Annotated in this window: 20 protein-coding genes and 1 pseudogene; 4 read left to right on the top strand and 17 right to left on the bottom strand. The window is 64.1% G+C overall.

The window, feature by feature from the left end; genetic code table 11:
* Positions 1 to 18 precede the first annotated feature (18 nt).
* The 5 genes from AU381_RS20395 to AU381_RS20375 form a co-directional block, all read right to left on the bottom strand.
* Positions 19 to 1,740: a beta-fructofuranosidase gene (locus AU381_RS20395; RefSeq protein ID WP_064243559.1), complete on the bottom strand. Its 1,722-nt coding sequence runs from the start codon at positions 1,738 to 1,740 to the stop codon at positions 19 to 21.
* A gap of 3 nt (positions 1,741 to 1,743) precedes the next feature.
* On the bottom strand, positions 1,744 to 2,637 hold the full coding sequence (locus tag AU381_RS20390; RefSeq protein WP_064243558.1) for a carbohydrate ABC transporter permease: 894 nt from the start codon (positions 2,635 to 2,637) through the stop codon (positions 1,744 to 1,746).
* Positions 2,630 to 3,571, bottom strand: coding sequence for a carbohydrate ABC transporter permease (locus tag AU381_RS20385; RefSeq protein WP_064243557.1), 942 nt, complete (start codon positions 3,569 to 3,571; stop codon positions 2,630 to 2,632). The genes AU381_RS20390 and AU381_RS20385 overlap by 8 nt, the downstream gene beginning before the upstream one ends.
* A gap of 83 nt (positions 3,572 to 3,654) precedes the next feature.
* Positions 3,655 to 4,938 (bottom strand): ABC transporter substrate-binding protein, encoded by a 1,284-nt coding sequence (locus AU381_RS20380; protein WP_064243556.1) that lies wholly within the window; start codon positions 4,936 to 4,938, stop codon positions 3,655 to 3,657.
* Between the two features lie 41 nt (positions 4,939 to 4,979).
* Positions 4,980 to 5,984: a LacI family DNA-binding transcriptional regulator gene (locus AU381_RS20375; protein WP_064243555.1), complete on the bottom strand. Its 1,005-nt coding sequence runs from the start codon at positions 5,982 to 5,984 to the stop codon at positions 4,980 to 4,982.
* 306 nt (positions 5,985 to 6,290) lie between these two features.
* On the opposite strand from AU381_RS20375, the gene AU381_RS20370 reads away from it, so the two are divergent.
* On the top strand, positions 6,291 to 7,658 hold the full coding sequence (locus AU381_RS20370; RefSeq protein WP_064243554.1) for an NfeD family protein: 1,368 nt from the start codon (positions 6,291 to 6,293) through the stop codon (positions 7,656 to 7,658).
* A gap of 14 nt (positions 7,659 to 7,672) precedes the next feature.
* A complete protein-coding gene (locus AU381_RS20365) occupies positions 7,673 to 8,452 on the top strand; it encodes a slipin family protein (RefSeq protein WP_064244157.1) in 780 nt (259 codons plus the stop codon).
* A 33-nt stretch (positions 8,453 to 8,485) separates the two neighbouring features.
* Here the strand turns inward: AU381_RS20365 and AU381_RS20360 are convergent, their stop codons facing one another.
* Together AU381_RS20360 and AU381_RS20355 are read right to left on the bottom strand one after the other, a co-directional pair.
* Positions 8,486 to 8,875, bottom strand: a complete 390-nt coding sequence (locus AU381_RS20360; RefSeq protein ID WP_064243553.1) for a hypothetical protein — start codon at positions 8,873 to 8,875, stop codon at positions 8,486 to 8,488.
* A 329-nt stretch (positions 8,876 to 9,204) separates the two neighbouring features.
* Positions 9,205 to 10,188, bottom strand: coding sequence for a zinc-dependent alcohol dehydrogenase family protein (locus tag AU381_RS20355; protein ID WP_064243552.1), 984 nt, complete (start codon positions 10,186 to 10,188; stop codon positions 9,205 to 9,207).
* Between the two features lie 123 nt (positions 10,189 to 10,311).
* Between AU381_RS20355 and AU381_RS20350 the strand changes: the two genes are divergently transcribed.
* Positions 10,312 to 10,776, top strand: coding sequence for an NUDIX hydrolase (locus tag AU381_RS20350; RefSeq protein ID WP_064243551.1), 465 nt, complete (start codon positions 10,312 to 10,314; stop codon positions 10,774 to 10,776).
* 81 nt (positions 10,777 to 10,857) lie between these two features.
* On the opposite strand, the gene AU381_RS20345 is transcribed toward AU381_RS20350, so the two are convergent.
* The 9 genes and pseudogenes from AU381_RS20345 to AU381_RS20305 all read right to left on the bottom strand — a co-directional run bounded on the left by AU381_RS20345 (position 10,858) and on the right by AU381_RS20305 (position 23,821).
* On the bottom strand, positions 10,858 to 12,030 hold the full coding sequence (locus AU381_RS20345) for a siroheme synthase family protein (protein WP_064243550.1): 1,173 nt from the start codon (positions 12,028 to 12,030) through the stop codon (positions 10,858 to 10,860).
* Entirely contained in the window at positions 12,002 to 14,659 is a 2,658-nt protein-coding gene (locus AU381_RS20340; protein ID WP_064243549.1) for a nitrate reductase, read from the bottom strand. The genes AU381_RS20345 and AU381_RS20340 overlap by 29 nt, the downstream gene beginning before the upstream one ends.
* Positions 14,660 to 14,661: 2 nt before the next feature.
* The gene (nirD, locus tag AU381_RS20335; RefSeq protein WP_156528641.1) at positions 14,662 to 15,000 is read right to left on the bottom strand and encodes a nitrite reductase small subunit NirD; all 339 of its coding nucleotides are present in this window, start codon (positions 14,998 to 15,000) and stop codon (positions 14,662 to 14,664) included.
* Positions 15,001 to 15,004: 4 nt separating this feature from the next.
* On the bottom strand, positions 15,005 to 17,467 hold the full coding sequence (nirB, locus tag AU381_RS20330) for a nitrite reductase large subunit NirB (protein ID WP_064243547.1): 2,463 nt from the start codon (positions 17,465 to 17,467) through the stop codon (positions 15,005 to 15,007).
* 7 nt (positions 17,468 to 17,474) lie between these two features.
* A pseudogene (locus AU381_RS20325) lies at positions 17,475 to 17,642 on the bottom strand (ABC transporter ATP-binding protein); the annotation flags it as partial.
* A 348-nt stretch (positions 17,643 to 17,990) separates the two neighbouring features.
* Positions 17,991 to 19,295: a CmpA/NrtA family ABC transporter substrate-binding protein gene (locus tag AU381_RS20320; RefSeq protein WP_064244156.1), complete on the bottom strand. Its 1,305-nt coding sequence runs from the start codon at positions 19,293 to 19,295 to the stop codon at positions 17,991 to 17,993.
* Positions 19,296 to 19,341: 46 nt separating this feature from the next.
* Positions 19,342 to 19,932 (bottom strand): ANTAR domain-containing response regulator, encoded by a 591-nt coding sequence (locus AU381_RS20315; protein WP_064243545.1) that lies wholly within the window; start codon positions 19,930 to 19,932, stop codon positions 19,342 to 19,344.
* Between the two features lie 608 nt (positions 19,933 to 20,540).
* Positions 20,541 to 21,740, bottom strand: coding sequence for a dihydrolipoamide acetyltransferase family protein (locus AU381_RS20310; RefSeq protein WP_064243544.1), 1,200 nt, complete (start codon positions 21,738 to 21,740; stop codon positions 20,541 to 20,543).
* A 2-nt stretch (positions 21,741 to 21,742) separates the two neighbouring features.
* On the bottom strand, positions 21,743 to 23,821 hold the full coding sequence (locus tag AU381_RS20305; RefSeq protein ID WP_064243543.1) for an alpha-ketoacid dehydrogenase subunit alpha/beta: 2,079 nt from the start codon (positions 23,819 to 23,821) through the stop codon (positions 21,743 to 21,745).
* A 123-nt stretch (positions 23,822 to 23,944) separates the two neighbouring features.
* Here AU381_RS20305 and AU381_RS20300 point away from each other — a divergent pair, with 123 nt between their 5' ends.
* Positions 23,945 to 24,412, top strand: a complete 468-nt coding sequence (locus AU381_RS20300) for an Lrp/AsnC family transcriptional regulator (protein WP_064243542.1) — start codon at positions 23,945 to 23,947, stop codon at positions 24,410 to 24,412.
* A 113-nt stretch (positions 24,413 to 24,525) separates the two neighbouring features.
* Here the strand turns inward: AU381_RS20300 and AU381_RS20295 are convergent, their stop codons facing one another.
* The gene (locus tag AU381_RS20295) at positions 24,526 to 26,571 is read right to left on the bottom strand and encodes a 3-hydroxyacyl-CoA dehydrogenase NAD-binding domain-containing protein (protein ID WP_064243541.1); all 2,046 of its coding nucleotides are present in this window, start codon (positions 26,569 to 26,571) and stop codon (positions 24,526 to 24,528) included.
* Positions 26,572 to 26,638: the final 67 nt, after the last annotated feature.

Genomic DNA, 26,638 nt, shown 5'->3' with positions numbered 1-26,638 from the left:
CCTCCCTTTGATTGCCTGTCAGAGCTTGAGCTGCCAGATGCTGGCCGCGGCCACATTGTCTTTGGGTGCCGTGAGGCGGGCGGAACGCACACTCGCAAATCCGGGCAAGCGCTTGGTTCCGGTCCATCGGCCGTTGTCGGCAAAAACCTCGATCGAGCCGATGTCGAGGAATATGCGGAGGGTCGAGGGCCTCGCCCCGGCCGCGATGTAGCGGGGCAGCAATTTGCCGTCCGGAACGTCGTAGAGGATGCTCAGGCCCTCTGCATCGAGCCGAACGCCGAGCTCGATGCCGGGATGGTCGAATTCAAGATCGAAGGTGGCGCCGGGCGCTGCGAGATCGATGACGAACTCGACGGCTCCGTTGGTGAGCTCGACCTTGTCTCCGGCGAGCAGCCGGCGCTCGTCTACCAAATCCTGGCGCAAACCCTCGGCTGCCTCGACAGGCGGCGTCAGCAGCACACCGTCATCGAGCAGGACCCGGCGCGGGAGCGTCATGGCGGTTGGAAAGTCGGTCTTCTTCGAAATCTCCGTCCAGTTCGCCAGCCACGCAATGCCCACGGGGCCGGAGTGATCGACGAAGGCCTGGAAAGCATAGGCGTCGGTTGCGAAGTCGAGTTCCTGCTCGAATTCCTTGACGAAGGTGCTGCCATCGAAGCTGCCGACGGTTGCAAGGGTGATATTGCGTCGCGCGGTTGCCGGGTCGCGGCTGGTGAGCAGTCCGAAGATCAGCGCCCAACGGGTTTGCGGGTCGTCGGCAGGACCACCGAGCGGCACGATGCAGGGGCATTCGGCCGCCGTCATGCCGAACCGGTTTTCGCGGTGGAGAAGGCTGACGAAGTTCCAGCCCGTGGCGGCGTCCGGATCGGCGGTATCGTAGAGCAGGATCACTCCTCCCGCGTGATCGCGGCTGCCGACGAGCATCTTCCAGCGGCCGTCGGGGCCCTTGATCACATAGGGGTCACGAAAATCGAGCGTCAGGTCGAGGCCGGCCGGCCGTTCCGGCAGGATGATCTCCGCCGGGCCGGCGCGGATCTGGTCACGGCTGACGGAGGTCAACTGGATCTGCTCTTCCGGTTCGCGGTCCTTGACCTGTTCGGTGAAGAAGACACGGATCCCGGCCTCCTCTCCAGCAAGCGGAATTGCCGAGCCGGAGAAGGCGCCGCCGCGGCCGTCGGCGCGAGCGGAGAGTTCCGCCGACGGTAACAGGAAAATCGGCAGGTGCTTCCAGTGGAGATAGTCGTCGGAGACCGCATGACCCCAATGCATCGTGTTCCAGCGCAGGCTGTGGGGGTAGTGCTGATAGAAGAGATGAACCTTGTCGCCGAAACGGCCGAAACCGTTCGGGTCGTTCATCCATCCGAACGGTGGACGGAAATGATAGCTGCTAGGCACGGCCGGGGTGGAATTGGCCTCGCCGCTGTAAAGAACAACGATGCCCTTTTCCAAAACGTCCGCCTCCGAAAAAGCATAGACGACGGAGAGGCTGGTGATCGCGGAGTCGTAACTAAACAAAGTTTCACCGGCTGTTTCGATCATCAGCGCCCGGAACTCGAACTCGTCGGTGTTTCCCGCCGTGAGGCGGCCGATCTCCCGCCCGTCCTGGCTCGCTGTGAGTTCGGCCGGCGTAACCGGATCGACTGACCTCAGCCACACATGGAGCGTCGTTCCGGCCGGCAAGGTGGCGCTGACTGTCTTCAGGCTGCCGCCGAAAGGCGATGAGAGGATTGCATGGCTTGTCATTGATCAACCTTTCACGGCGGAGCCAACAAAGGAACTTACGAACCAGCGCTGGAAGGCGAGATAGAGGGCGAGGATCGGGATCATCATCAGGACGGAGGCCGCCATGGCGCGGTCCCAATAGATGCTGTCCTGGCCGAAGAAGGTGGCGATGGCGACGGCGATCGGCCGGGCATAGTCGGTCTGCGTCACCAGGATCGGCCAGAGATACTGGTTCCAACTCTCGATCCCCATTAGAATCGACACGGTGGCGAGCGCTGGCAAGCTCAACGGCAGGAAGATCGAACGGTAGATGCGGAATACCGAGGCGCCGTCCATCTCGGCCGCTTCGAAGAGCTCCTTCGGAAGCTGGGCGAAGAACTGGTAGAACAGGAAGATATAAAGTGGGCTGGCGACCCATGGCACGATCTGCACCGCGAAAGTGTCGGTCATCCCGGCGCGCGAAACCATGATGACGAGCGGCATGATGATGCTCTCCTGGGGGATCACATAGAGGGCGATGACCAGCGACAGGACCAGGGCGCGGCCGCGCAACGTGCCCCAGGCGAGCACGAAGCCGGCCATCGAGTTGACGATCAGACCGGCGCCGACCGTGCAGCCAAGAATGAACAGCGAGTTCAGCAGGTAGCGGCCAAAGGCGAGCTCGCCGGAGAGATTGCTCACCTCGGCGAAGTTCGAGAGTGTCGGGTTGGAGACCCAGAAGGCGCGGAAACTGCCCATGTCGGCGAGGATCTGGAAGCGGTCGTCCTTCAGGCTCGCGATCAGCAGCATGAACAGCGGCGATACGATCACCAACGCGATGACGAGGATGCAGGCGGTCTGGATAAGGCGCAGCGAACCGATCGCGGAGCGCTCGCGCTGTGCCTCTGCCTGCAGTGTCGGGATGGCGAGATCAGACATCGAAACGCCTCAGGAGTTGGCGCTGAACGAGCGCGATGACGAGCACGATGAGGAAGAGAATGACCGAGACGGCCGAGGCATATCCAAGCTTCTGCTCTTCGAAGCCGGCGCGCACCATGTAGTGCACGACGGTCTCGGTGCTGCTCCTCGGGCCGCCTTGAGTCAGGATCGCAACCTGGGTGTAGAGCTTGAAGGCCTGGATGGTGGTGATCACCAGCACGAAGACATGCGTCGGCCTGAGACCCGGCATGGTCACGTGCCAGAAGCGCTGGAAGGCATTGGCGCCATCAATCCTGGCCGCGTCATAGAGCTCGTCGGGAATGCCCTGCAGGCCGGCGAGATAGACGATCATCTGAAAGCCATAGGCCTGCCAGGCCGAGAGCAGCACGATCGAGAACATCGCCCAGTTCGGATCGCCGAGCCAGTCGATCGGCTGGATGCGACCGCCGGAAAGAAAGCCAATCACCTGGTTGAATGGTCCCGTCGGATATTGGAACAACGTTCCCCAAATGACGCAGACGACGACCATCGAGGTGATTGCCGGCAGGAAGAACAGGCCGCGGAAGAAATTGCGGAGCGGCAGCTTCTGGTGGAGCAGCAGTGCGGTAGCGAAGGCAAGGCCGCATTGCACCGGCAGGATCCAGAAGGTGAAGCGCGAAACGTTCCAGAGCGAGGTCCAGAACAGATCGTCCTTGAAGATGCGCAGGAAATTGGTGAGCCCGATAAAGCGGACCGGCGTCGGTCGCGGCACCAGTGGCTGGTTGGTCATCGCGGTCCAGAATGACAGGAGGAACGGCACGGCCAGGAATATCGTCAGCAGCGCCACGGCTGGCGCAAGCATGCCGATCTCCTGAAAGAGGCGGGCCCTGTCCCTTCGCCGGGCGGGGCGCGTCGCGACAGCCGTCGCCGGCAGCGCCGGTTGCTGCAGGGTCATGATCTCCTCCTCATTTCAAGATGCGTCGCTTGTCGATCGACTGCGGCCGCGCGGCATTGCCGCCACACGGCCGCATGCGGGCGCTATTGCTGCTCGTCGAAGGGCGGGTAGCCGTCGTTTTCTTCGATGTCCTCGTCGATCTTCTCGGCCGCGGCGGTCAGCGCCGCTTTGACGTCGCCGCCATTGAAGATCTCGTCGACTGCTCCCATGAAGGCTGAGGTGATGATCGGATAGGCCGGATGCGGCGGCCGCGCGATCGCCGTCTTCGATGCCTGCTCGAAGGCGACGGCCATCGGACCGCCGTTAGCGTAAAGGGGCGAATCGGTGGCGAAGCTCTTCAATCCGGGATAGGCGGAATCCTCCTTCGCATAGTCGCGGAGTGCCTTGTCCTTGAGCATGAAGCTGACGAACTTGCCGGCGATCTCCGGATGCTCGGACGCCGTGGTGATGCCCCAGATCCAGGTGCCGTTGGGGCTCGCGCCTTTCGGCCCGAACTTCGGCAGCGGCATGACGACGATGTCGTCCTTCATCGTGGCGGCAGCCTCCGCATAGATCCAGTGGCCGCCGAGCGCGAGCGCGGCCGGCTGCCCTTCGGCGAAGAACTGGTTGGTGCCGGAGGATTGCGGCACGACCCAGCCGTTCTTCACCCATTTCTGCATCATCGTCAGCGCATCGACACAAGCATCGCTGTCGAGCGTTCCCGCGGATTTCCAGGTCTTGCGATCGATGAGGTCGCAGCCCGCCGATTGCAGGATGGGACCGTAGGCATAGGTGATCCATTCGGTCTTGATGCCGTAGCCACGGAACGTGTCGATCGGCCATTTGACGCCCTCGAGCTTCGAGAGCTTTTCGAGGTAGCCTTCGAACTCTTCCCGCGTCCAGGCGTCGTCGACGCCCTTCGGGATGCGGGCGCCGATCGCTTCCAGATATTTCCTGTTGCCGTAGAGGACGACCGAGGAGTCCGTGAGCCCGACGGCGTAGAGTTCCTTGTCGACGGGATAGGTGCCCTGAGCGACGTTGGACGCGGTCATGTCGTCGAGGATGTCCTTGTCGATCAGCGGCTTGATCGGCTGCAGGTAGCCCGACCAGACATAGTTGGCGAGGAAGGGCGCGTCGAGTTCCATGACGTCAGGCAACTGCTTTGACATGACGGCGGCGCTGAACTTCTCGTTATAGGCGTCGTGCGGCGCGTAGATCAGCTCGATGTCGACGTCCGGATTGACGGCCTCGAAGCGCTTGGCGACTTCGCCATAGGTCGAAACCCAGCCAGGGTCTCCCTGGTGCATCACGTGAATGACGGTTTTCGCTTCGGCCAGACCTCCGAGCGCTACAGACGCCATAAGGAACGAAAGTAAACGATTACCCATTTCTGTTTCTCCTCCTCAACGGGTTTTACGTCGCTACTGATTTATACGGATGACCGCTCCACCAACTGGAACGGAAGCTTGTGCAACTCGCCCGGCATCATATCGCCGCCAAGCAGGATGTCGGCGGCCAGCCGACCCATCGCCCGATGCGGCAGGGCCATGGTCGTCAAGGGCGGATCGAGGCGCGAGGCGATATCGACCTGGTTGTCGAAGCTGGCGACGGCGACGTCGTCGGGGATCTGCGCGCCAACACGCCGCAGCGCCGCATAGGCCTCCATTGCCACACGGTCGTTGCCGCACAGGATCGCATCCGGGCGGTCCGGTCCACTCATCATTTCGGTAATGTGGGAAAGAACGAGGCTATGTGCTCTGTCGCTGTAAATCGCTCTTCGAACAGCCGGCAACACGCGGGCGCCGGCGCCATCGAGGCCCGCCTCAGTGATCGCCTGTCGGAAACCGGCCTCGCGCAATTCGCCGGCGAGCAGGCCGGGCAGGTTGATGAAGGCGATGTTCTTTCGTCCCGACTCGACCAGGTAACTTGTGATGTCACGGGCGGCGCCAAACTCATCCGGCACCAGTGAGGTCACCCGGTCGTTCGCTTCGCGGCAATTGATCATCACGCCGACTGTCTCGGCAAACTCCTGCGGCAGCGCGACCGTCTTGTGGTACATGGCGGCGTAGGCGATCGCCCGCGGCCGAAAGCGGCGCACTTCCTCGATCACCGCCCCTACGTCGCGGCTGCCGTTCAGCGTCATCGCAAAAACCGCCATGTCAGAGGCTCGCGCCGCGCCGTCGAGCCCGCGGATGATTTCCGTCGCGAAGGGCGAGGTGATCAACTCGTCGGCAACGACGCCAATCAGCGGCATCCAGCCCTGCCGCATGCTGCGCGCGGCGAGATTGGTGACGTAGCCGAGTTCCTCGGCGATCTCCTTGACGCGTAGCCGGGTCTGCTCCGACATGCGTGCCGAACCGCCATGCAGCGCACCCGAAACCGTCTTCACGGAGACGCCCGCGCGCTCGGCTATGTCATTCAAGGAGACAGTCACGAGGTCGTCCTGGGTTAACGATTACTCAATCCAAATACCACCGCCGAAGGGTGGAGTCAATTGGGAAGACATTGGCGGCGATCGGGCGATTTCTCCACCGCGGTCCCGGCGACCGGGGATGCCAGTGTGGCCGATGTCGATGCAACTTACGCGGACGATCGACAAGGCTATATCCCTTACGCTTTTCCGCTTTCTACCCTATATTAGGAGGCACGGATTTCGACGACAGGTAGAGCGGCGGAAATTGCCCTGCAGCGGTTCCAGGGTCGGTCTGCCCGGTAGCGAAACCAGAGGGCTTGACGGCAAATGTCCCGATTCCTCGCCTTGGTGCTGTTCCTCCTGTCAGCCTTCGCGGTTCCAGTTCCACCTGCGTCCGCGGCCGAGCGTGTCGCCCTGGTCCTGCACGTCAACGGTGCGATCAGTCCGGCGACGGCGGAATATGTGATCCGGGGATTGCAGCGCGCCAGCAATCGAGGCGTGGCGCTGGTGATCCTGCAGATGGATACGCCCGGCGGCCTCGATACGTCGATGCGGGACATCATCCGCGCCATCCTCGATTCCTCCATACCCGTCGCCAGCTTTGTCGCGCCGAGCGGCGCGAGGGCGGCGAGCGCCGGGACCTATATCCTTTATGCAAGCCATGTGGCGGCGATGGCGCCGGGCACCAACCTCGGTGCCGCGACACCGATCGCCATTGGCGGAGGGCTGTTCGGCGGCGACGACGAAGGCAATAAGGAGGAGCCCGCCGAAAAAGGAAAGGCCGACGCTCCCAAACGGCCGTCGAATGCCGGTGAGGCGAAGCTGATCAACGATGCAGTCGCCTATATCCGCGGGCTTGCCGAACTGCGCAATCGCAATGCCGATTGGGCCGAGAAAGCCGTACGCGAGGCCGCCAGCCTCTCTTCGGCGGCGGCGGTACGGGAGAAGGCCGTCGATTTCACCGCTGTCAGCGTCGAAGACCTTCTGAAGCAGGCCCATGGCCGGACGGTTCGCATCGGCCAGGCCGACAGCCGGCTCGATACGATGGGGCTCTCCGTCGAAGACGTGCTGCCCGACTGGCGCACGCGCCTGCTTTCGGTGATCACCGACCCCAACGTCGCGCTGCTGCTGATGATCGTCGGCATCTACGGGCTGATCTTCGAGTTCCTGACGCCCGGCACCGTGGTGCCTGGCACGATCGGCGGGATCAGCCTTCTGCTCGGCCTTTACGCGCTCGCGGTGCTGCCGGTAAGCTATGCCGGTATCGGCCTGATCATGCTGGGCGTGGCGCTGCTGGTTGCCGAGGCGCACGCACCGTCCTTCGGCGTCCTTGGGCTCGGCGGCGGGGTCGCCATCGTGCTCGGTGCCGCCATCCTGTTCGATACCGACGTGCCGGGGCTTCAGGTGTCCTGGCCGGTTCTCGGCGGCGTGGCGATCGCAAGCTTCGCCTTCAGCCTGATTGTCGCCCGTCTCGCATTCGTTTCCCGCCGGCACAAGGTCGCCACGGGAGCCGAGCAGATGATCGGTATATTCGGCAAGGTCGATACCTGGGCGGGAGCCGCAGGTTACGTCATCGCGCATGGGGAGCGCTGGAGCGCGGTAAGCAGCGAGCCGCTCGGCCCGGGCGACGACATCATGGTTGTCGGCCGGGACGGGTTGACGCTTGAAGTCGAGCGCCGGGCAAAACGAAGCTAGAAGTGGAGGAATTGATGCCCTTGATTGGAAGTCTCGTCCCGTTCGCCGCGGCGCTGTTTGTCCTGCTGATCGTCATCGCCTATGCGATCCGGATACTCCGGGAATACGAGCGCGGCGTCGTCTTCACCCTCGGCCGCTTCACCGGCGTCAAGGGACCGGGTCTCATCCTGCTCCTTCCCTATGTGCAGCAGATGGTGCGCGTCGATCTTAGGACCCGCGTGCTCGACGTGCCGAGCCAGGATGTCATCTCCCACGACAACGTTTCGGTCCGCGTCAGCGCGGTCATCTATTTCCGGGTGATCGATGCGGAGAAATCGACGATCCAGGTCGAGGACTTCATGGCGGCGACAAGCCAACTCGCCCAGACGACCTTGAGGTCGGTGCTCGGCAAGCACGACCTCGACGAGATGCTGGCGGAACGCGACAGGCTGAATGACGATATCCAGAAGATCCTCGACGTGCAGACCGACGCCTGGGGCATCAAGGTCGCGACCGTCGAGATCAAGCATGTCGACATCAATGAATCGATGATCCGGGCGATTGCCCGCCAGGCGGAAGCCGAGCGCGAGCGGCGCGCCAAGGTCATCAATGCCGAGGGCGAGCAGCAGGCGGCGGCAAAACTGCTCGAGGCGGCGCAAATCCTTGCCCGCCAGCCGCAAGCCATGCAACTGCGCTACCTGAGCACCCTCAACGTCATCGCCGGCGAGAAGAACTCGACAATCATCTTCCCCTTCCCGATGGAGATCGCCGAGCTGCTCGCAGCCAAGCCCGGACGCGCCTCGGGGCAGGAATGAAGTGGACGAGTGGCGGCGAAGGCCGCCACGGCGTCACATGACCATCTGCCGCGCAACCTTCTCCGTCAGATCTTCCTGTTCCTCGCTGACGCGCTTCGCCGTCTGGGTGGCAAGCTGCGCCCCCATCCGGGTGAAACGCTCCGCCTCGTCGGAATAGTCCTGGAAGGCGTTGCGCCAGAAGCTGCAATAAAGGTCGAAGCCATCGCGCGCATAGTCCGACTTGAGCAGGTCTTCCCAAAGTTGCAGATGCTGCTCGCTGCGGTTCTGCATGAAGGTGAGCACCTCGATCTGACCCCGCAAGGCCGTTTCCAGCATGTCCGCCTGGAAACGCGCCATCGAGAGCATCAGCGATCGTCCTTCCGGTCCCACCGGCCAGCGGGGCCATGTCGCGGGTGCGAGAGTGTCGGATATCTTCTTCGGCATCGCAGAACCTCCTTTTCTGCAGCATCTCGTGTCCGAACAGAAATTCTCAAATGCGGGTGGATCACGTCGTACGGGAGAGTCTGTCGGCGCAGCTGGTCGGCGCGCGGCGGTTCTCCTTCGATGCTTAGATAGGACGGCCGGTCCGCACAATCATTCGCCCGCATCCATCGTGCGGCAGCCGCCGTCGTCGGGCGCCCCCCGCTTGACCTAGTCAAGACCGGGCCGGCCCCGCCCCATAGACTAGATCAAAAGAACTGGCTGATGAAGAGATTGAATCATGTTCGTCAAGGAAAAGACCGGCGGCCACGAGATCGCGCAGCGGCGATCCCTCACGGCACAAGCACGGCAGCGCCGCTCAACCGGCCGGCGCGAAGGTCGTCGAGCGCGGCATTTGCCTTGTTGAGCGGATAGACGGTCGTTCGGGTGCGCACGCCGGCGCCGGCGGCAATCGCCAGGAACTCGCGGGCGTCCTGACGCGTCAGGTTTGCAACGGACAGGAGCTCGCGCTCGCCCCAGAGCACCGCATAGGGCATGGAGGGAAGGTCGCTCATATGGATGCCGCCGCACACGACACGCCCGCCCTTGCGCACCGCCTTCAGCGCTGCCGGAACCAGTTCTCCAACCGGGGCGAAGATGATCGCCGCATCCAGTGGCGCTGGCGGCGCTTCGTCCGAGGCACCCGCCCAGGCCGCGCCGAGATCGAGGGCAAAGTGCCGTGCGGCCGTGTCTGCGGGCCGCGTGAAGGCGTAGACCTGCCTGCCCTGCCATAGGCAGACCTGCGTGATGATGTGCGCGGCGGCGCCGAACCCGTAAATGCCGATCCTCCGGCCGTCGCCGGCCCGCTTCAGAGAGCGCCAGCCGACAAGACCGGCGCAAAGCAGAGGCGCGAGAGACACGGGGTCGCCTGCAGGGTCGAGATCGAAGGCATAGTCCGCATCAGCGACGACATACGTGGCGAAGCCGCCGTCGCAGGTATAGCCAGTGAACAAGGGGTCATCGCAGAGGTTCTCCATGCTCGAGCGGCAATAGAAGCATGTCCCGCAGGTATGGCCGAGCCACGGCACGCCGGCGCGGCGGCCGATCCTTGCGGGATCCACTTCCGTGCCGACTGCCTCGACGATGCCGACGATCTCGTGGCCGGGAACGAGCGGCAGCTGCGGCTGCGGCAGATCCCCGTCGACCACGTGCAGATCCGTGCGGCACACGGCGCAGGCCTCGACCCTGAGCCGTAGCTGGCCGGCCAGCGGCTGCGGCAGAGGCCGCTCGACCGCCACCAGCGGCTTGCCGATTGCTTCGAGAGCCATCGCGCGCATGGATGTCGCCTGGTTGAAACCTGCCACGCTACGGACATTCGTCCGAAGCGGTCGCATCAATGATATCCTGCCCTGGCCGCCGAGGTCGAGATTGCGTCGGTGCTATCGCCAGAGGGGTTGCACATGCCGAAGAAAAGCGCGGGCATCCTGCTTTACAAGTACGAAGCCGGTACACTCGTCGTCCTGCTCGTCCATCCCGGCGGTCCGTTCTGGAGCAACAGGGACCTCGGAGCCTGGTCGATCCCGAAAGGCGAATATGACGCCGGCGAGGAGCCCGAAGCGGCGGCGCGCCGCGAATTCTTCGAGGAGACCGGCATCGCGGTGACGGGGCCGTTGGAGCCCCTTGGCGAAGTTCGGCTGAAGAGCGGCAAGCTGATCGCCGGCTTTGCGGGCGAAAGCGAGTTCGACATTGCCAGCATTCGCAGCAACCTGTTCGAGATGGAGTGGCCGCCGAAAAGCGGGCGTATGCAATCCTTCCCGGAGGTGGATCGAGCCGAATGGTTCACGCTCTGCGATGCGCGCGAAAAGATCAATGCCGCCCAGAGGGCATTCATCGAGCGCCTGGACGCCCGGCGCGAGGAGCGATGAGGAGGCCGGGGCAGGCGACTGACTGGAGCACCAAAGCGAAGGCGGCCTATGGACGCCGCCGGCCGCGGAACGGAAACAGCCTCAATGGCCGGCGGCACGCAGACGCTGCTCGGTGGCGTGCTCGGCCCTGCCCGCGGCAATGACCGTCTCTGCGTCGCCGTTCTCCCAGGCGCGCCGGTCGCGGCGATCGGCGACACCCGGTACGAGCTCCACGGGAATGCCGAGCTTGGTCAGCCAGACAGCTTCCTCCTGCGTCGCGGAACCGGCTGTCGGATCGCCCGCCTGGAGGCGCACCACGCGTCTTCCGGCCCTCGCGAGAGAGGCCATCGACGGACTTGCCTCTTGATCACCAGCATTTCGATCTGGCTGGCTGACAAGGATGCGCTTGGCTTCGCGCCGCGCCAGTTCCAGCACGTCGTTGGAGATGCGCTCGTCATAGAGGATGACGTCGGCCGCCTGTAAGGCGCGGATCGCCTTCAGCGTCAGCAGTTCCGCATCGCCCGGGCCAGCGCCGACGATGGTGACGCGGCCGATGGTGGGGCGGGGCGTCGCCAGACGATCCAACTCCGCCATCAGCCGCGTCACCACACCCTCCTCCGGTGTGTCTGCAAAAGCCCGATCGACAAAGCGCTCCCAAAAAGCCCGGCGCTGAGCACCGGGTTGCAGGCGCCCGTTCACCCGTTCGCGGATCGCCTGCGCGATTCCCGCCCAGGTCTTGATCGCCGGCGGCAGCAGGGTCTCGATCCGGCGGCGGATCGCCTGCGCCAGGATCGGCGCGGCCCCGTCGGTGGAAATCGCCACGACCACGGGCGAGCGGTTGACGATCGATCCGAACTGGAACTCGCAGAACTCGGGCTTGTCGATGACGTTGACGGGCACGCCGGCCGAACGTGCCGCCTTGAAGAAGGCTTCGGCCTCTTGGTCATCGTCACAGTCGGCGATCGCCAGCGCCGCATCATCGAAGATACCCTCGTGCCAGGATTCGTCATGATGCACGAACGAACCGCCTTTGTCGGCGGCGCCGCGGGCGAAGACGTCGAGAAAGCCGTCGCCGAGGTCCGGCTGTGGTGCATAGACATGGACCTCTGCGCCACAGGCCGCCAGGAGTTCGGCTTTCCAGGCGGCACCGTCGCTGCCGCCGGCGACGACGACGCGCTTGCCCTTCAGCGTCCAGAAGAGCGGCAGCGTCGCAAGCGCCGCGACACGCTGTGGTTTCGAGGCTCGATCATTCGGCAGCGGCGGCAAGGCATGCATTGATGATCCCCCTGATTTCGGAGCGGCAGGAGCCGCAATTGGTGCCGGCGCTGGTCTTCTCGCCGACTGCCTCGACGCTGTGACAGCCTTCTCGGATGGCGGCGGTGATCTGGTTGACGCCGACGCTGAAGCAGGAACAGACCGTCGCACCCGGGTCAGGCTTGTCGGCACCGGGGCGGCCGGCGGCGACTGCGAAGCGCTTGCTGAGATTGGCATGCGAAGCCCGAAGCTGCGAAACCGCCCAACTCCGCGCCACGGCGACCGGCCGCGGCGACAGGAAGAGCGCGGCGAGCAGCCTGTCGCCGTCGAAGAAGGCGAGGCGAAACTCGCCGGAGGTCCGGTCCGTATAGCCGATCGGGTCGATATCGGCGGGAACGGAGAAGGCATGCCGGCACCAGTCGATCCAATCGCCGTCCATATCGGTCAGGGCAAGCTCCATCCGCCATCCGCCCTCGGCCTTGGCGATCGCCCAATAGGCGGCATCGAGCCCCTCGGGCTTCGTTGCCGAAACGGCGAAGCCGTATGTCTTGGCCGAGAAGCGTTTGGCCCGGACTGCGACGTTCTTCGACGCCGGCTGGCCGGAGAACGGGTCGGTCAGAGGCGCGACGAGAGCGTCGATTCGCGCCTTCGAGGCGAACTGATCGTTCCAGTGCATCGGCACGAAGAGATTGCCTTCGGCCTGGCGATCGGTGACGAGCGCCCGGACGACCGCCGAGCCGTGGGGGCTCTCGATCACCACGAGGTCGGCATCGGAGACACCGATATTCTGCGCATCGCGCGGATGGATCTCAACGAAGGGCTCGGCGAGGTGGCTGGAAAGCCGCGCGCTCTTGCCGGTTCGGGTCATGGTGTGCCAATGGTCGCGAACGCGGCCGGTGTTAAGCGTATAGGGGAAGGCCTCATTGGCGCGGCGCGCCTGCGGCGCCTGAACCGCGATGAAGCGGGCGCGCCCGTCCGCATGATAGAACTCGCCCTTCGCGAAGAAGCGCGTACCTTGAGGCGCGGTGCCTTTCGGCTGCGGCCATTGGAAAGGCGCGAGATCGTTATAGGCCGCCGGCTCGATCGCCGCATGGGCGCCGATATCGAAATCGCGGCGGCCGTCGTTTTCGAAGCCGGAAAGCGCGGCGTGCTCGGCAAAGATCGCGGACTGCGACGCATGGCTGAAGGCCTCGTCAAAGCCCATGCGCCGCGCGACCTCGGCGAGCTGCCACCAGTCGGCGCGTGCTTCTCCGGGCGCCGGAAGAAAGGCGCGCTGGCGCGAGATGCGCCGCTCGGAATTGGTCACCGTGCCGTCCTTTTCGCCCCAGCCGAGCGAGGGCAGAGCCACATGGGCGTGGCGGGCCGTATCGGTGTGACGCTGCATGTCGGAGACGACGACGAAGGGACAGGCCTTGATCGCCGCTTCGACGGCATCGGCGTCGGGCATGGAGACGACCGGGTTCGTCGCCATGATCCAGAGCGCCTTTATGCGGCCGTCGGCGACGGCGCGGAACATGTCCACCGCCTTGAGCCCCGGCTTGGAGGCGACTGCGGTAGCTCCCCAGAAGCGCCGCACCAGATCGCGGTCGATTTCCTTCTCGATGTCCAGGTGGGCGGCAAGCATATTTGCCAGCCCGCCGACTTCGCGGCCGCCCATCGCATTCGGCTGGCCGGTCAGCGAGAAGGGGCCCATGCCGGGCCGGCCGATACGGCCGGTCGCGAGATGGCAGTTGAGGATGGCGTTGACCTTGTCGGTGCCGGCGGAGGATTGATTGACCCCCTGGCTGTAGCAGGTCACGACCTTTTCCGTCGTCTCGAACAGCCGGAAGAAATCGCGCAACTGCTTTTGCGTGAGCCCTGTCACGTCCGACAGGCTTGGGAGATCGAGCGCCGCGGCGGCCTGAACGGCCTCTGTGAAGCCGTTGGTGTTGGCCGAGACATAGTCCTGGTCGACAGCGCCGCTCGATGCCAGATGCGCAAGCAGACCGTTGAAAAGCGCCACGTCGCCGTCAGGAGCGATAGCCAGATGCATGTCGGCGATGTCGGCCGTCATGGTCCGCCGGGGATCGATGACGACGACCTTCATCTCCGGGCGGCTGGCCTTCGCCGCGGCAAGGCGCTGATAGAGCACCGGATGGCACCAGGCGAGGTTGGACCCGGTCAGGATGACGAGATCGGCAAGCTCCAGGTCCTCGTAGGTCCCCGGCACCGTATCGGAGCCGAAGGCGCGCCGGTGGCCGGCGACGGAGGAGGACATGCAGAGGCGCGAATTGGTGTCGATATTGGCCGAACCGATGAAGCCCTTCATCAGCTTGTTGGCGAGGTAGTAGTCCTCGGTCAGCAATTGCCCCGACACATAGAAGGCAACCGAATCCGGCCCGTGTTCGGCAATGGCTTGCGAAAACCGTTCGGCCACGAGCTCAAGCGCTTCGTCCCAGCCTGCGCGGCGGCCACCGATTTCCGGATGGAGGAGACGGCCGTCGAGATCGAGAGTTTCGGCTAGCGCCGAACCCTTGGAACAGAGCCGGCCGAAATTGGCCGGATGCTCGGGGTCGCCCTTGACGCTGACCGCACCGTCATCACCCACGCGGGCGATGACGCCGCAGCCGACGCCGCAATAGGGACAGGTGGTCTTGACCTCGCACGCCATCTCTACTCCGCCGCTGCCAGTGCCAGGTTCTCGAGCGCGATGAAGAGCGCCCCATTGTCGTTCTTGACCGGGATCGTGCGCACCGCGCCCTCGTCGGCGCCAAGCGCCTTGCCGGTCTCGAGCGAGATCACCCAGTTGTGCAGCGGGCAGGTGACCGCCGTGCCATGGACGATGCCCTGGCTGAGCGGCCCGCCCTTGTGCGGGCAGTGGTCCTCGATCGCGAAGACCTCGTTCTCGGCAGTCCGGAAGACGGCGATCTTGCCGATCGGCGTCTTGACGCAACGGGCGCCGCGGAGCGGAATGTCGCTGATCTGGCCAATAGCAATCCAGTTCATTGTCATCACCTCATTCCGCTGCCTGGTTGAAGCCGACCGTCGCCATCGGCCGGAATTCGTGCTTGTCCTTGCCGGAGACCCGCTCCGACCAGGGATCGACCTGGGCGAATTTCTGGCTGAAGACGAAGCGGTCGTAATAGGCCTTGCGCTTCTCGGCATCGTCCATGATCTGCCGGCGGATCTCGTCGAGGCCGATGCGCTTCGCCCACTTGTAGATGCGCTCCAGATAGCGGGCCTGTTCGCGATACATCTGCGTCAGTGCGACGATGTGCTCGAGCGCCTCGTCCTCGGTCTTGACCAGTCCGAGCACCTCGGTGCCCTTGATGTCGAGACCGGCGGCGCCGGCGAAGTGGATCTCGAAACCGGAATCGACGCAGATGACGCCGATGTCCTTGCAGGTCGCCTCGGCGCAGTTGCGCGGGCAGCCGGAGACGGCCATCTTCAACTTGGCCGGCGTCCACGAACCCCACATGAACTTCTCGATGCGAATGCCGAGACCGGTCGAATCCTGGGTGCCGAAGCGACACCATTGCGAGCCGACGCAGGTTTTCACCGTGCGCAATCCTTTGGCATAGGCCTGGCCCGAGACGAAGCCTGCCTTGCCGAGATCGGCCCAGACGGAGGGCAGGTCCTCCTTCTCGATGCCGAGCAGGTCGATGCGCTGGCCGCCGGTCACCTTGACCAGCGGAACATTGAACTTGTCGACCACATCGGCGATGGCACGCAGTTCCTGCGAGTTGGTGACGCCGCCCCACATGCGCGGCACCACCGAGTAGGTGCCGTCCTTCTGGATATTGGCGTGGACGCGCTCGTTGATGAAGCGCGACTGGTAGTCGTCGGCATATTCGTCCGGCCAGTCGCAGACGAGATAGTAGTTGAGGGCCGGACGACATTTGGCGCAGCCGCAGGAGGTCTTCCACTCCAGCTCCTGCATAACGGCGGGAATGGTCTTCAGCCCCTTCGCCTTGATGAGACGGCGCACGTCGTCATGGCCGAGCTCGGTGCAGTTGCACATCGGCTGGACGGCGGCCGGGTTGTAGCCTTCGCCGAGGGTGAGCGACATCAGCTGCTCGACGAGGCCGGTGCAGGAGCCGCAGGAGGCGGATGCCTTCGTGTGGGCGCGAACCTCGTCGAGCGAGGTCAGGCCCTTGCCGGTGATCGTCGAGACGATCTTGCCCTTGCACACGCCGTTGCAGCCGCAGATTTCCGCATCATCCGGCAAGGCTGCAACGGCCGCCGTAGGGTCCAGAGGGGCTCCTCCCTGGTAGGCCTGGCCGAAGATCAACGTGTCGCGCATTTCGGTGATGTCGGTGCCGCGCTTCAACAGGTCGTTGAACCAGGCTCCGTCCGTAGTTTCGCCGTAGAGCACCGTACCGATGATGCGGTTCTCCTTGAGCACCAGCCGCTTGTAAATGCCGGCGGTGGCGTCGCGCAGCACGATCTCCTCGCGCCCGTCGCCATCGGCAAAGTCGCCGACCGAATAGAGGTTGATTCCGGTCACTTTCAGCTTGGTCGGCGTGTCCGAGTGGACGAAGGCGGCCTTGCGGTCCCCGGCGAGGTGGGAGGCGGCAACCCGGGCCATTTCGTAGAGCGGCGCGACCAGGCCGTAAACCATGCCGCCGACTTCGGCGCATTCGCCGAGCGCCATGATGTCCCCGTCGGAGGTCTGCATGCCGGCGTCGACGACGATGCCGCGGTTGACGGCGAGCCCTGCATCCTTGGCAAGGCCGGCACTCGGCCTGATGCCGACCGCCATGACGACAAGCGTCGCCGGGATGATCCGGCCGTCGTCGAGCTCGATGCCCTCGACCTTTTCTTCTCCGACGATTCGTTTGGTATTTGCCTTGGTAATGACCTTGATGCCGCGACCTTCAACCGCCTTCTGAAGCAGGTAGCCGGCGGCCGGGTCGAGCTGGCGTTCCATCAACGTCGGCATCACATGCAGCACGGTGACGTCCATGCCGCGCTGGGCGAGGCCGGCCGCCGCTTCCAGTCCGAGCAGGCCGCCACCGATGACGACGGCCTTTTCACGGGACTGGGCCGCGAGCAGCATCGCCTGCACGTCGTCGAGATCGCGATAGGTGATGACGCCGCGCAGGTCCTTGCCGGGCACCGGAATGATGAAGGGCACCGAACCCGTGGCGATCACCAGCTTGTCGTAGCTTTCCGTGACGCCGTGATCGGAGGTGACTGTCTTGGCGTTACGGTCTATGGCGACGATCTTGTGGCCCTTGTAGAGGGTGATGCCGTGCTTGATGTACCACCCGTCGCCATGGATGATGATCTCCTCGTACTCCTTTTCGCCGGAGAGCACGGGCGAGAGCATGATGCGGTCGTAATTGACGCGCGGCTCGGCGTTGAAGATCGTCACTTGATAGCGCCCGGGCGCCTTCTCGAAGAGCTCTTCCAGCATGCGGCCCGGCGCCATGCCGTTGCCGATGATGACGAGTTTTTCAGGGGTGCGTTCAGCCATTGGGTAGTCACTCCGCAGCTTCGACGAAGCGCACGGCTTCGCGACAGTTCAGGTAGTTTCGGTTGGAGGCGGGTCCGGCGCGCCGGCGCGCCCGGGCGAGCGGCACATCGAGAATTTCGCCAATTCGTGCAGACGGTCCGTCGGCCATCATCACGATGCGGTTGGTCATGCGCACGTTCCCTCAAACTGGTAGCCGGTAGAAAGCCGGCGTAAAAAAACGCCGCTCGGACATTGCGCTCCGGGACCAGCAGGAAACCCTTGGAGGCAAAGACCTTGCGACGTCGGTGTCTTTGACAGGCAGTATCGGAGCCTGAGCTCGCTTCAATCGCCTTTGATCGAAGCAATTCTAGAAAAGCAAATGCCGTGCCAGTTTTAGAATGTTTGTCATATCGTATTGATTTTAAACGAGAAACGGAATTCCTCCATATTGCCTAAAAAAACGAACATCGCGTTCCGTGATGAAATTTTGTGCGATGCGGCATTGGGCGGATTTCTCTGCCGCTTAAACGAGCGGTGGATGCGCTCACATATCGTCGAGCGATGTATGTGGTCGTCCGGTCGCCTTCACCGGAAAGGCATCGATATATTCCCGGATGCGCTCCGGGTGGAAGACGTGTCCGTCCATGAAGCGGTCACCGGGCACTGCGCCTTCAAGGGCAATATCGATCTCCGCCGACGGGGCGCTTCTTCCGAGCGCCCGGCGGTAGAGATCGGGGCGGTAGGCGGAAACGCTCGCCTCCAGCCCCTTGGCGGACAAGGCGACCTGGCCCCAGCGCACCATCTGGCTGTAGATCCAAAGCGCGTGGTTCGGACGGGGGTAATTGGCAAAGCCGGCGTGAAAGACGAAATAGTCGTCGACGATGCGCCGGTTGCCTTCAGGGTCGATGGTGAATTCGCCCGCCAGCACCCGGCGCAGGATATCGGCGGGCGCCGCCACGTAGCGTTGTTCCGCAAGAACCTCTGCGAGTGCGGAGCGGTTCTCCGCTGCGTCGCACCAGCGGGCAGCCGCATCGAGCGCGACAAGCAGCCGCGAAACGGTCTCGGGGTTTGCATCGGCCCAGTCGGGTCGCATGCCGATCACCTTTTCCGGCGCCGAGGGCCAGATGTCCTGCTTGGTCGCAACAATACGGCCGACGCCGCGTTCCGAGGCGACCATGTTCCACGGGGCGCCGACGCAAAAGCCGTCGATCGCCCCGGCCGCCAGCGCGTCGGAGGTCATCGGCGGCGGCACGACGACCAGCCTGACGTCGCGGTCGGGGTCGATCCCTCCGGCGGCCAGCCAATAGCGGAACTCGTAATTGTGAGAGGAAAAGGGGTAGGTGACGCCGAGTTTCAGCGGAGGGCTGCCGGCAACCCGCGCGCGACGGATAACGGCCGCCAGGGCTTTCGCATTCGCCAGGGCGTTGTCGCTCGCGGCGAGGTCGCCCTCCTCCTGCATCTCGGCATAGAGCCGCGTCGACAGCGTGATCGCATTGCCGCCGCGCCCGAGCGAGAAGGGCGTGATCGTCGGCGACGGATTGGAGCCGAGGCCGAGCATGGCGGCGACGGGCATGGGCGAGAGCATGTGTGCGACATCGAATTGCCGGAAGGCGAGCCGGTCCCGCACATTCGCCCAGGAGGTATCCTTCACCAGATCGAGAGTGATGCCTTCCTTTTGCGCGAAGCCGAATTCGGCAGCGGCGATCAGCACGGCCGCGTCAACGAGCGGGATGAAGCCGGCGCGAACGGTGCGTGAGCCCTCGCCGGCCACGATTGCCGGGGCGGGCAGGGCCTCGCCGGCGGAAAGTTTCCTGGCTTTGGACTCGTCGATATCCGTCAATGCGTTCACTCCGGTCTCTCCCGACATGCTGCTTCCCGGGGGTGGCGGCGGCCATTCATCGGATCAGCAATCCGGCGGCGGTCACCACGCTCTGGGCGATTTCCGAGATCTTCTTCTTCTCGTTCATCGCGGTCTGGCGAAGCAGCGTGAAGGCCTCCTCCTCGGAGAGCCCTCGCATTTTCATGAGAATGCCCTTGGCTCGTTCGACGAGCTTTCGTTCCTCAAGCGCCGATTTTGCGTCCGCAAGCTCGCGCTGCAGCCGGCTGAAGGCATTGAAGCGGCTGACGGCCATGTCGAGGATCGGCTTGACGCGTTCCTTTTTCAGCCCGTCGATCACGTAGGCCGAGACGCCGGCCTCGACCGCTGCCTCGATCGACGCGGTATCGGAGCGGTCGACGAACATGGCGATCGGGCGGCCGACGGTGCGTGTCAGCTGGAAGAGGTGCTCCATCATGTCCCGGTTGGGGTTCTCTATATCGATGACGATCACATCCGGCTGCAGCGTCTCGATGATGCGGGCGACGCCGTGCACCTCGTGAATGACCGTGACATTGCCGTGGCCCGCTTCACGCAGGCCTTCCTCGATGATCGAGGCGCGAATGGCGTTCTCGTCAATGACTAGAATGGTCAGGTCTCGATGGGACATGCTGCATCATGATGCAGTGCAACAAGTTTCGCAATATGTTTCTGCCTAATTAATTTGCGATCTTGTTGTATGCACAAATTAGGGGCGAAATGCCGGGCGAAGCACACTGGCCTGCGTAAAAAATGGGCTGAAGCCTCGATCCGATGGCTTGCGAAGCAGGTCGCGCCGCGGCCTCGTCGAGGTCTCTCTCTCCTTTTAAAGGGAGGCGCCAGGTCCCGGCCCTATCGGTCTCCGACCGAAGGGAGCGCCCAAAATGGAACTTTCGCCGGCTCGCCCGGTTGTAAGTTGCACAAGTCAGTAAAGCTGGCGGCTGAAGACCACTGGGAATCGAAAGCTATGCAAGCCGTTGTGTTTGTTTCCGTCTTGGCATCACCGCTTGCGGCAGGCCTATTGCTCATCTGGCTCGGGCCGCTCTGGGCCGCGGAGCGGAATTCCGGGCGTTACTGGACGGTGCCCAAGCTGGAAGAGACAAGTCCTTCACGGTGCCTGGTTCCGCCACTGGCGAACTGCCGCCGTTGATGCTCCTCCTCGTGCCGCTGGCGCGAAGCACGTTTTTCCTCCGCGGCCAGACCCGCCGATGACACGCCTGTCGCCGTCGTGGGATGTGCTCATTGGGGCCAGCTCTCGAGGGTCCGGACGAAATGCGTCAGCCATGTATTCGTTTGATGGCCGTCGAGCGCCCTGTGGTCGATGGTCAGAGACACGTAGGCCATCGGTCGGATCTGGATCGTGTCCACGCCATCGACCTCACGGACGACGACCCGCTTTTCGAGCTTTCCGACCCCGAGAATCGCCGATTGCGGCTGATTGATGATGATCGGCGCCGCGAGCAATGATCCCGATACGCCATGATTGGAAATGGTGAAGGTGCCGCCTCTCACATCGTCGGCGCTGAGCACGTTCGATCGCGCCCGTGCCGTCAGGTCCTGCAGCTTCTCCGCAATGGCCGCGAGAGAGAGGTGCTGGGCCTGGTGGATCACCGGCACGATCAAGCCCCTGTCGCCGAGAGCGATTCCGACACCGATATTGACGTCGTCGAACACTTCGAGGGCATCGTCGTGCCAGCGGCTGTTGACCTCCGGGACGGCGCGCATCGCCGTGACGCAGGCGGATACGATATAGGCGGTATAGGAAAGGCTGATGCCCTCCGCCGCCAGTTTCTCCTTATGGGCATCCCGGTGGCGCATGATCGCCGAAAAGTCGGCTTCGAAAACGGCGGTCACATGGGGCGCAGTCGTCATCGACCGCAGCATATGCGTGGCGATCGAACTGCGCATGCCGCTGTGCGGTATCTTCCGCGAAGGCAGCGCTGCGCCCGTGTCGGCGGGTTTTGATGGCTTGGCCCCGGGCGCCGGTGCGGGGCGTTCCGACTTTTCCGCGAAAGCCCTGTCCATGTCTGCGCGGCTGACGCGGCCGTCCCGGCCGGTGCCGGCCACGGTCCTCGGGTCGATGCCGTATTCCTCGGCCGCGCGGCGCACGGCAGGAGAGAAATGCGGCGGCTGCGAAGAGCCGAACGCCTTCAAATCCGACGTCTGCGCCGGGGTGGCAGGCTGCTCACGACCGGGTGTCTCGCTGCCGATCCGGCCGAGAACGGCGCCGGGCACGGCATCGTCGCCGTTCTCCATCAATATCTCCGTGAGCACGCCATCGGCCGGGGCGGGAACTTCCTGTGTCACCTTGTCGGTTTCGAGCTCGACCAGCGGGTCGCCCGATTTCACGCTGTCGCCGATCTTCTTGAGCCAGTTGCGGACGATCGCCTTCGTCCCCTCCTGCTCGACGGGGGCGTTGATGTCGATGAGGTCGCCCATGCTCAATACTCCAGGAGATCGGTGATTTTCCGGCGGATACGCTCTGTCGAGGGGACCGCCCAGTCGAGCAGGGCAGGACTATGGGGACTCGGAATATCTGGCATGGTCAGCCGCGAAACCGGCGCATCGAGATCGATGAAGGCCTCGTCGGCGACGGCGGCGGCGATCTCCGCTCCGAAGCCCCCGGTGCCGAGATCCTCGTGGACGATGAGGCAGCGGCGGGTGCGACGGACCGAGGAAAGCACGGCGTTACGATCCCACGGCATCAATGTCCTGAGGTCGATCACATCAGCGGAAACTCCCTCTGCCGCGTCTTCGCAACGATGCACCATGGCGCCCCAGGTGACCACGGTGATGTCGCTGCCTTCGCGCGTGAACTTCGCCTTGCCGAAGGGCAGCGCGAAGGCATCGCCGGGATAGGGGCGCCGCGCCCAGGGGTGGTCCAGCATGGCGCGATGTTCGAAGAAGATCACCGGGTCGTTGCCGCGCAGCGACGTGCGCAACAGCCCGACGGCGTCCTCGGCGTTGGACGGAACGGCGACCTTCCAGCCGGGCTGGTGGACGAAGGCCACTTCGTTCGTCTGGCTGTGCCAGGGGTCGCCGCACTTGAAGAAGCCGCCCGGCATGCGCAGCACGATCGGCGCGGCGAAGCGGTTGTTGGTCCGCCACCGAACGGTCCCGCAGTCGTTGATCTGCTCGCTCGCCGGTTCCGCATATTTGCGGAACTGGATCTCAGGCACGGGCACGAGGCCGGCCAGCGCCATGCCGACCGCACGCCCGACAATGCCTTCCTCCGAGAGCGAGGTGTCGAACACACGGGTCGTGCCGTATTTTTCCTGGAGCCCGAGCGTGACGGCATGGACGCCGCCTTTCGGGCCGATATCCTCGCCGAACAGGATCACCCTTTCGTTGATCGACATTTCGTGGTCGAGCGTTCGCCGGATCGCCGTCACCATGTTGATCCGCTGGGCGTCGCCTTGGGGTGTCTCGGTCGTCTCCGGCGGCCGGTATCCGGCACGGTGCTGCCCGCCCATCGCCTGCATTTCGCCTTCGAAGAAGACATTGCGGGTGACGGTTTCGGGATCTGCGACCGGCCGGGACTCGGCCTCGACGCGCGCCTGTTCGGCTGCCGCCTTGGCGGCGCCAGCAAGCTGATCCCATTCCTCTTTGCCCAAGACGGCAGGAACCAGATAATCCTTGAGCCGCGGCAGTGGATCGCGCGCCCATTCGCTTCTGACGAGCTCTTCGCTCTTGTAGGCCTGGGTGTCCTGAAAGCTGTGACCTTCGAGGCGTGGCACCTTCATCCGGAGCAGGACCGGCATGCGCTCCTCTCGCACCAGGTCGACGGCGCCCTTCGTCAATCGGGCGGCCTCTTCCGGATCGCAGCCGTCACCGTCGAGGACCGTCAGGTTTCTCCAGGCCGCAAGATTGGCGGCAATGTTTCCCTCTGGGGTCTGGAGGGTGGAGGGAACCGAGATGCCGAAGCCGTTGTCTTCGATATAGAAGAGCATCGGCAGGCCTTGCGTCGTGGCGACCGTCAGCGCGGACCAGAAACCGTTCGAGGCGACCGAACCATCGCCGCCGAGGACGACCGCGATGTCCCGGTCATAATCCTTGTTCTTGAGCTGCTTGCTGAAATAGGTGATCGCCTGCGCCCATCCGGCCGTCGGCGTGTACTGGGACCCGACGCCGCCGCACATCGGCAGCGCCGAAGCCCCGTTCGGATTGGGATAGTTGAAGACGACGCCGATATCGCGGCCGTCGGAATAGCCCCCGGTTCGCGCCATGGCCGAGCCGAGCGCATCCGCCGGGTCGACACCCAGCGACAGGAGCAGCGGCCGCGAACGATAGTAGCCGCAGGCGGCGTCATGTCTTCCGGTGAGGTTCAGCCCAAGGAGGATCTGGGCCATGTCATGGCCGCGCGCCGAGAATTGGTATAGGACCTTTTTCTCCGGGACGAGGCGCTTTTCTTCCATCTCGTCAAGCTCACGGGACAGAAGCATGAGCTGCACGACCCTCTTCCAGTCGATGCTCTCGTCCGGTGCGTTCCGCCGGTCTTGTTTGAGTGCAGCCTCTCCCATCGTCTGCCGTCCTCCCAAATGCCTCATCTGGAAGAATAGCTCGTCTCGGGCGCAAATCGGTTTCAATCTTGAGGCATTTCAGGTATCAATTGATCAGAATGTTTCAGTTCTGGAAGAATCCTGATGAACGCGTTCAATCTCGACCTGGTTGACCGAAAGATCCTGCGAGTCCTTCAGGAGGAGGCCGATATCAGCCATGCCGCCTTGGCCGAGGCGGTGGGCGCCTCGCCGGCCTCCTGCTGGCGGCGGATCAAGGCTTTGGATACGGCCGGCGTGCTCGGGAAGACCGTCCGGCTTGTCAATCCGGAGATGGTCGGACGCGGGCTGAACGTCTTCTGCCATGTGCGCATGAAATCGCACGACCCGCTTGCCCGCCGCAGCTTCGAGCGCTTTGTGGAGAGCCACGAGGAAGTGCTGGAATGCTATTCGATGTCGGGCGAGTGGGATTATCTCCTGCGTGTCGTCGTGGCCGACGTTGGCGACTACGAACGATTGCTGATGCACGGCATCCTGACGCATGACGCGGTCGCGAATTCGTCCTCGCATTTCGCCCTGAAGAGCGTGAAATACTCGACCGCCGTTCCGGTGTGATTGGTCGAGACTAGAGCGGGATGCGCTCACATACGTTCGCGCCGCCGCTCTAAGCCCTTTGTTTTTGCCGCATTTGTGCGACGTCAGGTGATTCCACCTGACTGCAAAATGCTCTAGCCGCGCGGCTCGTGCCTGCCTTGTCGAAGCGTTCGGGCCGGCGGATCGGCAAGTCCCTGGTCGGCGAGTGTGTTGAGTCCGCCGACGATGTTTTGAAGCCCGCGCGCCTCGGCATAATGCATGAGGCCGCCGCGCCACCGCGGGAAGCCATAGCCGTGAATCTCGACGAGATCGATGTCCGCGGCCCTGATCGCGACGCCTTCTTCCAGGATGCGGGCCGCTTCATTGATCATCGGCAGGACGATGCAGTCGACGATGCCCGCCTCGTCCCACTGACGCCGCGTCCCTCCGGCCGCAGTCTCGACGATGATCGCCGAGACGATTTCAGAGGGTCGCGGCGTGCGGTCGCCGCTCGCATAATCGTACCAGCCGCCGCCGGTCTTTTGCCCGAGGCGCTCAATGGCGCAGAGTCGTTCCGCGATCGGCGCGAAAGGCATCTCGCCGCGGGCGCGCGCCGCGCGCCGCTGGAAGGCGGCGATATCGAGACCGGCGAGATCCTGCGCTTCGAAAGGCCCCATCGGCAGGCCGAAGCGCCGCATCGCCGCATCGACGGCCTGCGGGGTCGCGCCGGTCAGCAGCAAGCGCTCCGCCTGGGCGCGCGTCACCTTGAGAAGCCGGTTGCCGATGAATCCATCGCATATGCCGGCGCGCACCGGGACCTTGTTCAGGGTGCGGGCAAGTTCGAACGCGCTTGCCAGCACCTCGGGCGCCGTTGCCGCGGTCGGCACGATCTCCACGAGCTTCATCACATGCGCAGGGCTGAAGAAGTGCAGTCCGAGAAAACGTTCCGGTTGCGCGATGCCGGCCGCGATCCGTTCGGGATCGAGATATGACGTGTTGGTGGCGAGGATCGCGTCAGGGCGGCAGGAGCGAGCCAGGCGCGCAAAGACCTCGCGCTTCACCTCCATGTCCTCGAACACGGCTTCAATGACGAGTTCGGCATTGGCGAGCATGCCGTAGTCGGTCGTGCCGATCACGCCTGTAATTCGCTCGGCGGCGGTCTCCGGGCTTATTCGGCCGCGTTGCACGGCGCTATCGAAAATCGCCCGCAGATTGGCAAGCCCGCGGGCAAGAGCCGCTTCGTCGCGCTCGACGAGCGTCACGGGGAAGTCCGCGTCGCGCAGTGCTGCGGCAATGCCGGCCCCCATGGTTCCGCCGCCCACGACGGCTGCCGAGCCTATTCGCTTCGGCGTTACGCCCGCGAGCTCCGGCGGACGTCGCGCTGCCCGCTCGGCGAAGAACACGTGCCGGAGTGCGGTGGCCTGAGCCGAACCGCGCAGCGCGAGAAAGGTCTCCCGCTCGAAGGTCATGGCCGTCTCGAAGTCGGCGTCGACGGCACGCCGGACGCAGGCAAGCGCACGAAGCGGGGCGTCCTCGCCTTTGGCACGGGCGGCGACCGTCTTGGTGATCCTGTCCCAGGCGGTCTGCTCCAGCGTTGGCACCGTGCGGTCACGCAGCGGCGGCGGCAGCGGCCTGCCGAGGGCCGTACGGGCGAAGTCTATGGCGCCCTTTTCGAGGTCTCCGTCGATCACCATATCGATCAGTCCCCGCGACGACGCGGTTTGCGCGTCGATTGGGGCGCCGGAGGTGATCATTTCCGCTGCGATGGCAGGACCGACCAGACGCGGCAGGCGGACGGTGCCGCCGGCACCGGGAACGATGCCGAGACGAACCTCCGGAAGGCCCAGCTTGGCGGAAGGCGAGGCCAGACGGAAACGGCAGCCGAGAGCGACCTCCAGTCCGCCCCCGAGCGCACTGCCGTGGATGGCCGCCAGCCAAGGTTTGCGGGCGGCCTCGATCCGCGCGACGACGTCGGGCAGGTGAGGGGGCACGGGCGGCTTGCCGAATTCGGCCACATCCGCCCCGGCGATAAAGGTGCGCCCTGCGCAAAGAAGAATGACGGCCCGAATGGCCGGGTCGGCGTCCAAGGCTTCCGCCGCATCGCAAAGGTCTTGCCGAAGCGCCTGCGACAGGGCGTTCACGGGTGGATTGTCGACGGTGACGACGGCGATCTCGCCGTCTCGTTCGATCTCGAGGGTCATGCAATCGCGCCTTTGCGAGCTGAGTGCGCCCGGTGTTTATAATTGACTGACCGGCCGGTTTATGCAA

This window comes from Sinorhizobium glycinis (assembly GCF_001651865.1).
GTDB lineage: Bacteria > Pseudomonadota > Alphaproteobacteria > Rhizobiales > Rhizobiaceae > Sinorhizobium > Sinorhizobium glycinis.
The sequence above is the reverse complement of the archived record's forward strand: the minus strand, read 5'-3'. Positions and strand labels throughout refer to the sequence as shown.